Genomic DNA, 16,459 nt, shown 5'->3' with positions numbered 1-16,459 from the left:
AAACTTTAAATTATGAGTAAAGCAGTATATATAGCTACCAGCGACCATAATAGCGGAAAATCTATTATTACTTTAGGCTTGATGAGCATTTTAATTGGTAAAACGGCTAAAGTGGGTTATTTCAGACCTATAATAGAAGATTTTATTGATGGAGAACAGGACAATCATATAGAAACAGTGCTGTCTTATTTTAACCTTGATATTAAGTTTGAAGAGGCTTATGCTATTACCAAAAGTAAACTGATCAAGAAAAAAAATAAAGGAAAAATAGGAGAGGTTCTTGATTTGATTATTGAGAAATATAAAAAACTGGAAGAACGTTTTGATTTTGTTTTGGTTGAAGGAACTAGCTTTACAGGAGAAGGAACTTCAATAGAATTAGACCTGAATGTTCTAATTGCTAAAAATCTCGGAATTCCAACCATGATTATTGGTTCAGGAGTTGGGAAAACTTTAGAAGAATTAGTAGACAGCCTTTATTTGGTTTACGATTCCTTCAAAGTAAAAGAGGTTGAAGTTTTATCTGTTTTTGCCAATAAAGTCCAGCCTGAAAATATTGAATTAGTTACTAAAGGCCTTCAAAAAAGTTTGCCGACCAACGTTTTGATTAATACAATTCCATTGATTTCAAGTTTGAATAATCCGACAATGCAGGAAATTGTTAATCAGCTTAATGCAAAAGTTTTGTTTGGAAGTGCTTATCTGAATAATGAAATTGGACATTATAGTGTAGGGGCAATGCAATTGCACAATTATCTGGTTCATTTGCATGATAATGCCTTGGTAATTACACCTGGCGATCGTTCTGATATTATTCTTGGAGCTTTGCAAGCTAACGAATCAGTTAATTACCCAACCATTTCAGGGATTATTTTAACTGGGAATATTATTCCGGAAGACAGTATCTTAAAACTTATTGAAGGACTTTCGGCAATTGTCCCAATTATTGCTGTCGACGGAGGTACTTATAATATTACCAATAAGATAGGTTCGATACGATCTGAAATCTATGCTAATAATACACACAAAATCGAAACTTCAATTACCACTTTTGAAAAATATGTAGCAATTGAAGCTTTATCTGAAAGAGTGATCACTTTTGTACCGGAAGGAATGACACCGAAAATGTTTCAGTACAATATGGTCAAAAGAGCCAAACAACACCGTAAACATATTGTTTTGCCTGAAGGAAATGATGATAGAATCATTACTGCTGCGTCGAGATTATTAGATATGGATGTGGTTGATATTTCAATTATTGGCGATAAAAAACAAATAGAAAGTAAAGTTGCTGAACTCGGAATTACTTTTGATTTTTCAAAAATAAAAATCATTAATCCGGCTGAGTCTGAGTTTTATGAAGATTATGCAAATACCTATTATGAGCTCCGAAAAGCAAAAAATGTCAGTATTACAATGGCAAGGGATTTAATGGAAGATGTTTCTTATTTTGGAACTATGATGGTGTATAAAGGCCACGCTGACGGAATGGTTTCAGGTGCTGCGCATACCACGCAGCATACCATTTTACCAGCATTACAATTTATCAAAACGAAACCTAATTCATCTGTAGTTTCCTCTGTGTTTTTTATGTGTTTAGAAGACAGGGTTTCGGTTTTTGGAGATTGTGCCATCAATCCAAATCCAACAGCAGAGCAATTGGCAGAAATCGCTATTTCATCGGCAGATTCAAGTTCAGCTTTCGGAATTGAACCTAAAATAGCTATGCTTTCCTATTCTTCCGGTAATTCAGGAAAAGGTGATGAAGTAGAGAAGGTAAGAACGGCAACAGAAATAGTGAAACAAAAGCGTCCTGATTTAAAAATTGAAGGACCAATTCAGTACGATGCCGCGGTAGATCGCGCCGTAGGAAAAAGCAAAATGCCGGATTCTGAAGTCGCAGGACAAGCAAGCGTATTAATTTTCCCCGATTTAAATACAGGAAATAACACGTATAAAGCCGTTCAAAGAGAAACCGGAGCATTGGCGATAGGACCAATGTTACAAGGTTTAAACAAGCCAGTAAACGATTTAAGTCGCGGTTGTACTGTCGATGATATTATAAATACGGTTGTCATTACTGCCATTCAGGCGCAAGGACTTTAATTACTTATTAATTGTTAGTTATAAATTATTAATGATAAATTTTGCGAGGTAAGTTATTACCTGAAACCTTGCCCAATTTAAATTAAAAATTGAAATGCTTTGCTCATTTTATAAAAAAAAAACTCAGAAACTTAGTGTCTTAGTACCTTAGCAACTAAAAAAAAATGAAAATACTAATCATAAACTCAGGAAGTTCATCAATAAAATATCAACTAATGGTTATGCCAACAAACGAAGTAATTTGTTCCGGTATGATTGACAGAATTGGTTTAGAAACTTCAAATATTACTTTTAAAACTGCATCTAATTCTCATGAAGAAATGTTGCCTATTCCCAATCATAAAGTAGGTTTGCAAAAAGTGGCTAATATGCTTTTAGATGTTGAAAAAGGAGTTATAAAATCGACTTCAGAAATTGCAGCGGTTGGACATCGTGTCGTTCATGGAGGAAGTGATTTTAGCGATACAGTAAAAATTGACGAAAAGGTAAAAGCAAAAATCAAGCAGCTTTTTGAACTGGCTCCTCTCCATAATCCTGCTAACTTAGAAGGAATTAATGTTGCGGAAGAAATCTTTAGCTCGGCTGAGCAAATTGCCGTTTTTGATACTGCATTTCATCAAACAATGCCAGAAGTGGCTTATAAATATGCGATTCCAAATTATCTTTTGACAGAAAATAAAGTGCGTGTGTATGGTTTTCACGGAACGAGCCACAAATATGTTTCTGAAAAAGCAATCGATTTTTTAGAGAACAATTCTAAAATCATTACCATTCATTTAGGAAATGGCTGTAGTATGGCAGCTGTTAAAAACGGAAAATGTATTGACACTACAATGGGGTTTTCTCCGTCAAACGGACTGATTATGGGAACACGTTCCGGCGATATTGATCAGTCGGTTATTTTTTATATGATTAAAAATCTTGGTTATACAGCTGATGAAGTAAACGCAGTTTTATTAAAGCAAAGTGGTATGCTCGGACTTACTGGCTACAGTGATTTACGTGATATTGAAGCGGAAGCTGAAAAAGGAAATAAAGAATGTCAGTTGGCTTTGCAAATGAATGCTTATCGTATTAAAAAGTTTATTGGCGCCTATGCAGCAGCATTAAATGGATTAGATGCTATTGTATTTACGGCTGGCATTGGCGAAAACTCTTCGTATATGCGTAAATTAGTTTGTACGGATATGGATTATTACGGAATAGAAATCGATGATGAAAAGAACCAAATACGTTCTAAAGCGATTAGAGAAATCAATAAAACAGGCTCAAAAGCTAAAGTTTTAGTGGTTCCAACAGATGAAGAATATGAAATAGCAAATCAGGTTTATCATTTGCTTCAGAATTAGATTATATCAATCAGAATAAAAAAGCTTCTCATTCGAGAGGCTTTTTTACTTATTAAATATTTGTCAGTATCTTTGACTATAAAACTGAATATTTTGAAATCGATACTTCTAAAATCACTTTTCTTCTTTTTCATCGCTTCTCAAATTCAAGCACAAGAATTACTTCCTTTCGTTGAAAATTATAATAAATCAAATTATCAGGGCGACAATCAAATTTGGAATGTTGTCCAGGGTAAAGATAATGCTATGTATTTTGCCAATAATCATTATTTACTGCGTTATGATGGAGTAAAATGGGAGAAATATACATTGCCCAATAAAACGATCATTCGTTCAATTTTGATTGAAGGAGATAGAATCTATTCTGGTTCTTATAAGGAATTTGGTTATTGGTATCGAAAAGAAGGTAAAATGCATTATGTTTCAATTACCAAAAACTTACGTTTGTTTGATGAGAAAGACAATGAAGAGATCTGGAAAATTTTCAGATTCAATGGTTCGTTATATTTCCAATCCTTCAACGATGTTTTTATTTATAATGGAATACACATTCAGAAAATTAAATTTCCATTTCTAATTTCGTATTGCTTTGTTGTAGATCAAAACCTGTATGTTGCCTCTGTAGCGAAGGGTACTTTTAAAATGAATGGTTCAAGAATTGCAAATCCTAAAGGATGGAATGTTCTTAAAAATTGTGTCGTTCATGCTATCGAAAAGTATCAAAACAAGACTTACATTTTTACGCAGAAAAAGGGAATTTTTACCGTAGAAAAAGAGGGTTTAAAGCCTTGGAATAATTCATTAAATGAAATTTTAAAAAGCGCTACCATTAATGTGGGTAAGTTTACTAAAAACAATAAACTTATTGTAGGTACCGGAAACAGAGGTGTTTTTATTTATGATTTTAACTCTGATACTTATAAAAATATTGACAGAAAAAATGTTTTAATGAATAACTCTATTCTGAGTATTGGTTTTGACAAAGAAAATGATTTGTGGCTGGGATTAGATAATGGAATTGCTCATGTTGAGATCAATTCACCTATTGCAATCTTTTATGATAATTCAGGTATTTTAGGTTCGGTTTATTCTGTCGCCACAACTAACAGTGGTTATTTAATAGCGACAAACCATGGTGTTTTTGAGTTTGATTCGGGTAAATTTACAATGATGCCCAATACTCAGGGACAAGCATGGAATATTACAGAAATTAATAATAAATATATTATAGGCCATAATGACGGTACATTTTCTTATGCTAATGGTTCGTTATCTAAAATAAACAATATTAGTGGAGGCTGGAATTTATCGAAAAGCAGTATTAATAATACTTATTTTCAATCTACTTATAGCGGTGTTATCGCATACGATAATCTTTCAGATTTAAGTCAAAGGAAAGTTATTAAAGATCTTTCTAAACCAATTAAATATGTAGCCCAGAACAAAAAGAATGAAATTTGGGCAGCAGATAATTATCGTGGTCTATATCGTGTAGTATATGATGATAATTTTAAAACTAAAAAAGTTGAAAATATCACACAACAAAGCAAGATAAAAAATGATTTTGGGGTTAAAATATTTGAGTTTAGAAATGAAATTTTATTTCTCATCAATAATTCATGGTACACTTATAATTCAATAACCAACAAGTTAGAAGAAAACGAATTATTTAATCAGAATTTTAAAAATGTTTCTGATATAATTAGTATTGATGAAGATCATTTTATGGTACTTCAGGATGGAATTCTATACCATATTAAAGCGACGGGAAATAAATTTTTATGGAATATTATTCAGGCAAAGTATTACAAGGGAAAATTGATCAACGATAATTTAAGGATTTTTAAGCATGCCAACCATTATTTGTTAAATCTTGATGACGGTTTTATATCCTTACAATTAAAATACGAGAATAAACAAAATTCAGCCGTTAAGATTGAATCCTTTAATGATGAAAATTTAGTTCCAAACGATTCAAAAATTAAATATAATACGGAATTGCAAATAAATGTTATCTCTGGAATTTACGGAGCAAGCAAACCGAATTTGTTTTATAAATTGGATAATAACAAGGAATATATTCCGGTTTCAAACGGATTGATTGTTCTAAACAATTTAAGCAGTGGAAGCCATACGGTCAAAGTTTACAAACACGATGGAGCAAATTATGATAATGTTGCCAATTTTGATTTTAGTGTCGCCAAACCATGGTATTTTTCATTTTGGATGATTCTCTTATACTTGCTAATAATAGGAGCGGTGCTGTTTTTCTACTACAAATGGAACAAACTTCGTTATATGCAAAAATTAAGATTGCAGGCAGAAGAATTAAAGCATCAGAGAGAAATTCTTGAAATGGAATTAAAAGCTGAGAATGAACTAAATATGCAGGAATATCAAAAGCATATTTTGGAACTTGAATTGCAAACGAAATCCTCGGAAGTTGCCGGAAAATCATTATCAATAGCCAAACAAAGCGAAATGATCGAAAACATTCAGAATATTCTTGATTCTGAAAAAGACTTTAATAAGCTAAAAAGTGAAATAAAGAAAGCTATTAAGATTAATGAAGTTAACAAACACGAATGGGAGATTTTTGAAACCAATTTGAATCAGATTCACAACGAATTTATAATAAACCTTTCAAAGAAATATCCAATCCTTACTCCGAAGGATATTAAACTGTGTGTTTACTTGAAAATGAACCTTTCTTCAAAGGAAATTGCACCTATGATGAATATATCATTTAGAGGAGTAGAATTGCATAGATATCGCTTAAGAAAGAAATTAAATCTCTCGCAGGAAGAAAACCTGTCAAAATTTTTATTAAGTGTGTAAGATTTGCATGTAAATTTTACATTTTTTACATTTTTGAATATAATTTTTTATATAATTCCAATACATCATTACTACATCATAACGTTATGTTAAAGAAATAAATTTAACATTTATTATATTGGTTTTCAGTAATGTATGATTGGTTTTTAACATAATGATGTAGCTATGTAGTAGTGGTATTTGATGTACTACAACGTTGTAATTGTTTAATTTGGCTCTACTAACTTAAACGATTACGAACTGTATGAAAAATTTTATTTTTAGCTTTTTAGCACTTTTGCTATTACCGGCATATATGTCTGGACAAGCAATTAAAGGAAAAATAGTAGATAGTAGTGGAATGGGAATTCCGGGAGCAGTTATTAGCGCTCCGACCTCCAGAACTACTGCTGATGCTGATTTCGATGGTAATTTTACAATTAATGCTAAAGAAGGCGAGGTTTTAAAGGTCTCAATGCTCGGTTTTACCGCAGTTTCTGTACCCGCAACAACAGCTCCAATGACAATAACCTTAAAAGAAGCAGAAGATACTGCTTTAAAAGAAGTAGTTGTTATTGGATATGGTACAAGAAAGAAAATTGACAATACAACGGCAATATCTTCTATAAAGGCTGAAGATATTACAAAAACTAAGGTATTGAATGCTTCTCAGGCTATTCAGGGAAAAGCGGCAGGTGTGCAGGTAACCTCTTCTGATTTACCAGGAAGCACTCCTTCTGTAGTTATTAGAGGTTTAGGTACAGCATTGGGGGGTAGAACTCCACTCTATATTGTAGATGGTATGGCAACTGAAAACATCAATAATATTAACACCAATGATATTGTTACTTATGATATTTTAAAAGACGCCTCTGCACTAGCTATTTACGGTACAAGAGCTGCAAACGGGGTTATTATCATTACAACCAAAAAAGGTAAAGGAGAAAAAGTATCTATTGAGATAGAAAGCTTTGGAGGTGTAAGAACACCACTTAAGAAAGTAAAAATGGCAGGTAGTAATAAATATGCTTATTACACCAATACAGCTTTACAAGCTACTACATATTCTCAGGATCAGCCTGTTAATACCGATTGGTTTGATGAGATAACAAGAACAGGATCATATACTCAAAACAATGTTTCTGTTTCAGGAGCTAGTGAAAACATAAATTACTTTTTCAGTTTAGGAAACTATGAAGAAAAGGCTATTTTAAACGGTTTAGATTATGGCCGTACTACTTTTAGAAATAATAATGAATTTAAAATTTCAAAGAAACTTAAGTTAACTCAAAACTTTAGTGTAACCTCTACTAAATCGGCTCCAAAGCCATTAGGAGCTTTTACAAATGCATATAAACAATCTCCTATAGTTCCAGTTTATTTTGCCGATGGTAAGTATGGTGTTGCACGTGTTGGTGAGAATGGTTTTGCAAGCGAAGTTGGTAATTCAATTAATAATGTTGGAAATCCAGTTGCTCAATTAGATTTTTATGATGAACAACAACGCAGTGTGATGTTGCAGGGTGGTTTAAAATTAGATTACGAAATCATACCTTCCTTAAAGTTTACCTCTCAATATAATGGTGAATATTATACATGGAATCAATATAATTTTGATGATACCAAAAATATATGGTTAGCTGCTAATCCTAATAAAGAAGCAAGTGACTATGAAAAAGAATTTCCAAATGCTAATATCAACTTATTAACAAAAGGACGAGAAGAATACTACAACTGGAGTTTGTCTAATTATTTGACTTATAATAAAGTATTTAATGAAATTCACGATATCGAAGCAACAGCGGGTGTTGAAACATATGTAAAAGGTGCCAGACAAAAATTAACTATAAAAAGAAAAAATGTTAATCCGGATTCTAACTATTGGGCGTTAAAAGATGTCGAATATGCTACAAATGTAACAAGCTACAAGGATGAAGTTTTTAATGAAATTAAACTTGCATCTTACTTAGGTCGTTTCCAGTACAAATTAATGGACAGATATTTAGTTACAGGAACAGTGAGACGTGACGGATCTTCAAATTTTGGTAAAGATTATCGTTGGGGAACCTTTCCAGCATTCGGTGCAGGATGGATCATTACCAAAGAAAACTTTATGGCTGATGCTAAAATGATCAATTTATTGAAATTAAGAGGAAGCTGGGGTAAATTAGGAAATCAAAATGTACCGCTTAATAGTCAGGGGTATACTTCTGGTTTGAATGCATACTTAGGTGGTTCGATTTTGAATGAAGGAACAACAATTAACTCTCAAATTGATCCAAGTTTATCTTGGGAGGTTACTGAAGAATCTTCTGTAGGTTTAGATGTTGAACTTTTAGACAGCAGATTAAAAGGGACTTTTGACGTGTATGATAAAAATACAAATAATGTAATTTTAAATACAAAACCTTATATGTCATCTGGAATTACGACTGCGTCACCAGCACACGTTGGAGAAGTATCAAACAAAGGATATGAAATCTCTTTACGTTGGGATGATAAAATTGGTGAAAATTTCAGCTATTATATTGGAGGTAACTTTTCAAACAACAAAAATGAACTAACAGGTTTAAAAAATGTTGTTTTATCTCCTGTTATTGGTGGAGGTTTAGGAAACGGTCAGGATACAAAATTACTTGATAATACAACAATTGGTCAGCCATTAGGAAGTTTTTATATCTATGAATACGCTGGTTTTGATGCAGCAAACGGAAAAATGCTTTATTACAATGCTGCCGGAGACAAAGTTACTCAGGATGCATTGAGCGCTACTGCTGATAAAAAATATGTCGGTTCAAGTTTACCAAAATCTAACTATGGGGTTTCTTTAGGTTTCAATTACAAAAACTTTGATTTTTCTGTTGATGGATATGGTACGTCTGGTGCAAAAGTTTACAATGGTAAAAAAGCACAGCGTTTTTATGGAGAAAACATTGAAAATTCACTCGCTACTGATTTCTGGACGCCAAATAATTTAACAGCTTCAAATCCTGCACCTTTTAATCAGGTACCGGTAGCTTCAACTTATTACTTAGAATCAGGTGATTTTTTCAGAGTTAATAATATCACAGTAGGATATAAATTGCCTTTACAAGAGAATTCTTTCATAAGCGCATGCAGAATTTATGTAAATGCAATTAACCCATTTATTACGCAAAAATTCTCAGGATTTTCTCCAGAATTAAACGGAGATGGAAATCCTTATGGAACTCAGGGTGTTGAGCTTGATGCTTATCCAACATTGAGATCATTTGTAATTGGTGCTAATTTAAAATTTTAATATTATGAAAAAGATATATATAGCAACGTTTGTATTATCAGCATTCTTTTTTACAGGATGTGCAGACGATTATTTAGATGTAGACCAAACGGAGTCTATTTCGACAGGCGATGTGGAGTTATTTAATAATGAAGCTGGGGCTGCTCAGTTTGTAACTTCAATTTATAACAAGTTTTTAAATTGGGACATGACCTCTTTCGGTTGGATTGGTTTATCAAGTATTACGTCTGATGATGCTGACAAAGGATCTTCTGCCGGTGATACAGGAACAGACAAAGATGTATTGGATGCTTTGACTTATAATGCTTCTAATCCTTCTGCTGAGAGCACTTTTATTGCGAATTACGATGGAATAAACAGATGTAATCAGGCTTTAAACATGCTTCCAAAATTAGATAAAGTAGATGCTGGTTTAAGAAACAGATTAGCTGGTGAAGCTAAGTTTTTAAGAGCTTTTATGTATTTTACATTAGTGAAATGTTATGGTGGTGTGCCAATTGTAGATCATTTACCGGTTCCAGGCTCAGATTCTGACAGAATTATGCAGTTAACTCGTAAAACATCTGCTGAAGTATACGCATTTATTGAAGCTGATTTAAATGATGCTATCGCTGCATTACCTGAAAAAACAGCGTATTCAGCTAATGAAAAATCAAGAGCTTCAAAAGGTGCTGCTTATGCATTGTTAGCAAAAGTAAGTATGTATCAAAAGAAATGGCAACAAGTAATCGATAATGCTAACAAAGTTACAGGTTACGCTATCGTTACTGATTATGCATCGATGTACAAAGCAACTGGAAAATTTGATTCTGAATCAATTTTTGAAATTTATGCTCAAGGAGCTGTTCCAGCTAAGGGAATTGAAGGTTATTCTAACACGCAAGGTGCTCGTGGTACTGGCGGTTGGGGTTGGGGCTTTAATACACCATCTCAAAGTCTAGTAAATGCTTACGAACCTGGAGATGTCAGAAAAGCGGCCACCATTATTTTTAGAGGTTCAACTTTATATGATGGAAGAGTAGTACCAACAACAGTTGAAAACGAAAGATACAATTACAAAGCCTATTCATCAGCTTATACAGATGCATGGGAAACAGATGTTGATATTAAATACCTAAGATATGCTGAAGTTTTATTAATGAAAGCTGAGGCTTTGAATGAGTTAGGACAAACTACAGATGCGATTCCATTGTTGAACCAAATCAGAAATAGAGCAGGTTTAGCTAATACAACTTATTCTTCACAGGGAGATATTAGAAATGCAATCTGGAGAGAAAGAAGAGTAGAAATGGCTTTTGAACACGATAGATTTTTTGATTTAGTTCGTACAGGTCAAGCCAAAGCAGCTTTTGCTGTAGATGGAAAAACTTTTACTGAAGGTAAAAATGAATTATTTCCTATTCCGGCATCATTCATCAAACAGGCCGATGGTTTATCACAGCAAAATCCTGGTTATTAATTCTAAAGACATTAAAAATGAAAAAAAATAAATCCATTTTCTTGCTTTCTTTCGCTTTAACTTCAGCATTGTTTGTGAGCTGCGAGGATAGTATTGATAAAGTAAATAGCCCAATTCCTTACGAGTCAATTGGTGGTTATGATAATTCTGATGATGTTGCGGCTGCACATTTAGTATCTAAATTTAGTTTTGATGGTAATATTGCCGATTCAAAAAATGGTATAACAGATGGATCAGGAACTAATGTAGCATATGGTACCGGTATAAAAGGAGAAGCTTATCAAGGATCTGCAAGTTCTTTTATTGCATATAACACAGTTGCTAGCTCGATAGTAAATTTAAAAAGCGTTACAATTTCAATGTGGATTAAAACGGATCCGCATACTGGTGGCGCACAATCGTTATTTATGCTTCCTAAAAAAACAGATTTTTGGGGTAATATCTTTACACTTATTGAAGGAACAGGGCCAGCAACAACAATGTTGTTAAAAAATCATGTTCAAAAAGATGTTATGCCTAGTATTCCTTGGGCAGGACAATTTATTGAACATGGAGGAACAAATGTTCTGGCTAATATGTTTGGATCATGGAAACATTTATTATGGACTTATAATGGTACAAGCTCTACATATAGTCTTTATATTGACGGGCAAAAAATAGTTTTGCCTGAATCTATTTCGAAAAGGTATGCAAGTGATCCTTTAACCGGAGGTCTTCCTTATGGTGAATTAGCCAATTCTGAAGTTTCTAAATTTATTATTGGAGGTTACCAACAACATTTGGGGACTCCTTGGGGAGCTCCTGATGGATGGATGCTTAATTATACTGGTTCAATGGATGAGTTCAGAATTTATGACGCAGCCTTGACTGATAATGAAGTTGTTGCTCTTTACAAATTAGAGAAAGACAAACGATAAATTTTCTTCAAAATACACCTGGAGTAAATTCCAGGTGTATTTTTTTAGTTATTAATATTACAAAATTTATAAAAATGAGAATTGGTTTATATATCATATTACTTGTTGGTGCTTTTTGCTCTTGTTCTTCTTCTTCGCCAGATGAAGGAAAAAGCGGCGGTACTCCATTACCAACAAATCCAACGACCCCAACAAAACCTCTAACCGATAATGAGGCTATGGATCAGGTTCAAAAAGATGCAATTAAATATTTTTGGGATTATGCTGATCCTAATTCAAAATTAGCAAGAGAAAGATATCTTACGGAAGATCCAAATTTTGAATCAAACATTATTACTACCGGAGGTTCAGGTTTTGGATTAATGACTATCGTTGTAGGCGTAGAAAGAGGTTTTTTGCCAAGAGCTGAAGCTGTTTCTAGACTTACGACCGCATTAACCTTTCTTGAAAAAGCAGACCGTTTTCACGGTGCGTGGCCACACTGGATGGATAATAGAGACGGAAAAGTAATTCCGTTTGGAACAAAAGATAATGGGGGAGATTTAGTAGAAACTTCTTTCGTTTGCCAGGCTTTAATTACCATCAGAGAATATTTTAAAAATGGAAGTGCGGCTGAAAAAGCATTGGCTGTGAAAGCTGACGAACTTTGGAAAGGTGTAGAATGGGATTGGTATACTCAGGGACAAGATGCATTATACTGGCACTGGTCTCCAAATTATGGCTGGGAAATGAATTTTAAATTAGAAGGCTATAATGAATGTCTGATTACGTATGTAATGGCAGCTTCTTCACCAACGCATCCTATTTCTGCAGAAGCGTATCATAAAGCATGGGCGAGAAGTGGAGCTATTGTAAATGGAGGTTCTCAATATGGAATTCCAGTTATTTTAAATTATAACGGAGCCACAGGAAATGTAGGCCCAATGTTCTGGTCACACTATTCTTATTTAGGTTTAGATCCAAATAATTTAAAAGATAAATATGCTGATTATTGGGCGTTGACACAAAATCATGCTAAAATAATGGTTCAGTATAGTGTTGCAAATCCAAAAGGATTTAAAGATTATTCAGATAAATGCTGGGGATTAACTGCAAGTTATACCCGTAATCCTGATGGAACTACTGGATACACTGCTCATCAGCCTAACAATGATAACGGCGTTATTTCTCCAACAGCGGCATTGTCATCTTTTCCATATACTCCAGTAGAATCTATGAAGTTTTTGCACTATTTGTATGATGACAATAAAGCAAAATATGTTGGAATCGCAGGCCCGTACGATGCTTTTTCACCTCAATATAATTGGGTAACAGCTCGTTATTTAGCAATCGATCAAGGAACAATTGCTCCTATGATTGAGAACTATAGAAGCGGTTTGTTATGGAAACTGTTTATGAATGCATCAGACACTAAACAAGGATTAGTAAAACTAGGCTTTAGTTCAGGTAAATACGGATTTTAATCCTTTTTGAGTAAATGAAATACAAAATAACTTTATTGATACTGCTATTTTCTGTTTTGAGCTTTGCACAAAGCGAAACTACAGGATCAATAAAAACGGTCCAAGTCGTAAAACATGAATTAGGTTATATATTGCACAAACCGGCTAATATAGAAGAGAAAAAGCCATTAATAGTTTTTATTTCTGGTGACGGAGAAAAAGGAACTGACATTGAAAAAGTAAAGATTCATGGCCCTTTAAAATATTTAAAAAACCATCAATTAAATGCTTACGTTTTGGCTCCTCAATGTAAAGAAGACGAGAGTTGGGACATTGAATCTATTAATGAATTGATTCTAAAAGTTCAAAGAGAAAATAAAATTGATGCTGCCAGAATTTATGTTACCGGTTTAAGTTCGGGTGGCTGGGCAGCTTGGAATTTGGCGCTTTCCTATCCTGATAAGTTTGCAGCAATTGTTCCGATTTCGGGGTTTGTTGATTTGATTGAGTTAGAAAGTGTTTGCAAAATTGCCAATATTCCAACGAGAATTTTTCATGGATTGGCAGATGATGTAGTAAAGGTTGATTATGCCATAACGATTTACAAAGAATTAAAAAAATGCAATGCTAAAGATGTTCAATTGACCATTTTTGACGATGCAGGCCACGACAGTTGGTCAAGAGTTTATGACAATCCTGAAATTTATAACTGGATGTTTAAACAAATTAAAACGAATACGAATAAATAAATATATTAGAATGAAAAACAAATTAGTCTTACTTTTTTTAGGATGTGCTGTTTTGGGTTATGCTCAAAAAAAGAACACTAAAAACACAGTAACAATTAAACCAAAATCAGAGTTTGTAGCTGAGCTTTTGTCAAAAATGACTTTAGACGAAAAATTAGGTCAGCTTAATTTACCAACTTCTGGAGATATTACGACAGGACAAGCAAACAGTTCTGATGTGGCTAAAAAAATTGCTGAAGGTAAAGTAGGTGGTTTATTCAATATTAAATCTGTTCAAAAAATTAAAGAAGTACAAAAAATTGCCATTGAAAAGAGCCGTTTAAAAATTCCATTGATTTTCGGTATGGATGTCATTCACGGTTACGAAACAACATTCCCAATTCCGTTAGGATTATCTTGTACGTGGGATATGAATTTGATCGAAAGAAGTGCTCAGATTGCGGCTCAGGAAGCAAGTGCTGATGGAATCAACTGGACATTTTCGCCAATGGTAGATATTTCCCGTGATCCTCGTTGGGGAAGAATTTCTGAAGGTTCAGGTGAAGATCCTTACTTAGGAAGCAAGATTGCAAAAGCAATGGTAAACGGATACCAGCAACATGATCTTTCTAAAAATAATTCGATTATGGCATGTGTAAAACATTTCGCTTTATACGGAGCACCAGAAGCAGGTCGTGACTATAACACAGTTGATATGAGTCATATCAGAATGTTCAATGATTATTTTCCTCCTTACAAAGCAGCTGTTGATGCTGGTGTAGGTACTGTAATGGCTTCTTTTAACGAAGTTGACGGAATTCCTGCAACTGGAAACAAATGGTTAATGACAGATGTTTTAAGAAAACAGTGGGGCTTTAAAGGTTTCGTAGTAACTGACTTTACAGGAATCAACGAAATGATCGAACATGGTATGGGCGATTTACAAGCGGTTTCAGCTTTGTCTCTAAATGCCGGTGTAGAAATGGATATGGTTGGTGAAGGTTTTTTAACAACTTTGAAAAAATCGTTAGACGAGAAAAAAGTAACGATCGAGCAAATCGATAATGCTGTTAAACTTATTTTGGAAGCAAAATATGATTTAGGATTATTCCACGATCCATACAAATATTGCGATGAAAAAAGAGCTAAAACAGAGATTTTTACGTCAGCAAGCAGAAAAGAAGCACGTCAGATTGCAGCACAGTCACTGGTTTTGTTAAAAAATCAAAATCAGGTATTGCCTCTCAAAAAATCTGGTACAATTGCACTTATCGGGCCATTGGCAGATGCAAAAGAAAACATGCCAGGAACCTGGAGTGTTGCTACTAAAATGGAAAATGCTATTTCATTATTAGCAGGAATCAAAGAAGTGGCAGGACCTTCTACAAAAGTATTGTATGCAAAAGGAAGTAATTTAGATTATAATGAAACTTTTGAAACTAACGCGACAATGTTTGGTAAAACTTTACACCGCGATGGTCGCTCTAAAGAAGAATTATTGGCAGAAGCTTTAAAAGTAGCCAGCCAATCTGATGTTATTGTAGCAGCTCTTGGAGAATCTGCAGAAATGAGTGGAGAATCTAGCAGTCGTACAAATTTAGAAATTCCACAAGCTCAAAAAGACTTGTTAAATGCCTTATTAAAAACAGGAAAACCAGTTGTTTTAGTTTTATTTGAAGGTCGTCCGTTAGTTTTAAAAGAGGAAAACGAAACGGTTCCTGCTATTTTAAATGCTTGGTTTGCCGGGACTGAAGCTGGTTATGCTATTGCTGATGTTTTATTTGGAGATGTAAATCCTTCTGGAAAATTAACTACAACTTTCCCAAGAAGCGTTGGACAAGTGCCAATTTATTATGCACACAAAAACACAGGAAGACCTTTGGCAAATACAGAAGGTAAATTCGAAAAATTCAGATCTAATTATTTAGATGAAAGAAACGAGCCATTATTCCCATTTGGATTTGGTTTAAGTTATACCAACTTTGACTATTCAAACCTAAAAATTTCATCAGATAAGATGAATGAAAGTGGAAAATTGAAAGTTACTGTTGATGTTACCAATACAGGAAATTATGACGGAAAAGAAACTGTTCAATTGTACATCAGAGATTTAGTAGGTTCAGTAACAAGACCGGTTAGAGAATTGAAAAATTTCCAAAAAATAACACTTAAAAAAGGTGAAAAACAAACTGTGACATTTGATATCACGGTTGAAGATTTAAAATTTTATAATTCTGACTTACAATTCGTAGCAGAAGCTGGACAGTTTGATGTTTTCGTTGGAGGAAACTCAGCTGCAGATAAGAAAGTTAGTTTTGAGTTAACTAAATAGTTGGTTTGTTAGATTAGTAATTAGCCCTT

The 16,459-nt window shown here is 33.7% G+C and carries 9 protein-coding genes; all 9 read left to right on the top strand.

Annotation, left to right across the window (positions count from 1 at the left end; genetic code table 11):
* Window positions 1-12: 12 nt before the first annotated feature.
* Entirely contained in the window at window positions 13-2,106 is a 2,094-nt protein-coding gene (pta, locus tag BUA98_RS08555; RefSeq protein WP_072971177.1) for a phosphate acetyltransferase, read from the top strand.
* A 164-nt stretch (window positions 2,107-2,270) separates the two neighbouring features.
* A complete protein-coding gene (locus tag BUA98_RS08550) occupies window positions 2,271-3,455 on the top strand; it encodes an acetate/propionate family kinase (protein WP_072971176.1) in 1,185 nt (394 codons plus the stop codon).
* A gap of 93 nt (window positions 3,456-3,548) precedes the next feature.
* The gene (locus BUA98_RS08545; RefSeq protein WP_072971883.1) at window positions 3,549-6,293 is read left to right on the top strand and encodes a helix-turn-helix and ligand-binding sensor domain-containing protein; all 2,745 of its coding nucleotides are present in this window, start codon (window positions 3,549-3,551) and stop codon (window positions 6,291-6,293) included.
* A 244-nt stretch (window positions 6,294-6,537) separates the two neighbouring features.
* Complete coding sequence (locus tag BUA98_RS08540; RefSeq protein ID WP_072971175.1) at window positions 6,538-9,552, top strand: SusC/RagA family TonB-linked outer membrane protein; 3,015 nt, start codon at window positions 6,538-6,540, stop codon at window positions 9,550-9,552.
* A gap of 4 nt (window positions 9,553-9,556) precedes the next feature.
* A complete protein-coding gene (locus BUA98_RS08535) occupies window positions 9,557-11,011 on the top strand; it encodes a RagB/SusD family nutrient uptake outer membrane protein (RefSeq protein ID WP_072971174.1) in 1,455 nt (484 codons plus the stop codon).
* Between the two features lie 17 nt (window positions 11,012-11,028).
* Window positions 11,029-11,928 carry a LamG domain-containing protein gene (locus tag BUA98_RS08530; protein WP_072971173.1) on the top strand — a complete coding sequence of 300 codons (900 nt, stop codon included), beginning with the start codon at window positions 11,029-11,031 and terminating at the stop codon, window positions 11,926-11,928.
* 74 nt (window positions 11,929-12,002) lie between these two features.
* A complete protein-coding gene (locus BUA98_RS08525) occupies window positions 12,003-13,391 on the top strand; it encodes a glucoamylase family protein (RefSeq protein WP_072971172.1) in 1,389 nt (462 codons plus the stop codon).
* Between the two features lie 14 nt (window positions 13,392-13,405).
* A complete protein-coding gene (locus tag BUA98_RS08520; RefSeq protein WP_072971171.1) occupies window positions 13,406-14,119 on the top strand; it encodes a carboxylesterase family protein in 714 nt (237 codons plus the stop codon).
* 10 nt (window positions 14,120-14,129) lie between these two features.
* Window positions 14,130-16,430 (top strand): beta-glucosidase BglX, encoded by a 2,301-nt coding sequence (gene bglX, locus BUA98_RS08515; protein ID WP_072971880.1) that lies wholly within the window; start codon window positions 14,130-14,132, stop codon window positions 16,428-16,430.
* Window positions 16,431-16,459 lie beyond the last annotated feature (29 nt).

The sequence above is a fragment of the Flavobacterium saccharophilum genome (genome assembly GCF_900142735.1).
GTDB classification, from domain to species: domain Bacteria; phylum Bacteroidota; class Bacteroidia; order Flavobacteriales; family Flavobacteriaceae; genus Flavobacterium; species Flavobacterium saccharophilum.
The sequence above is the reverse complement of the archived record's forward strand: the minus strand, read 5'-3'. Positions and strand labels throughout refer to the sequence as shown.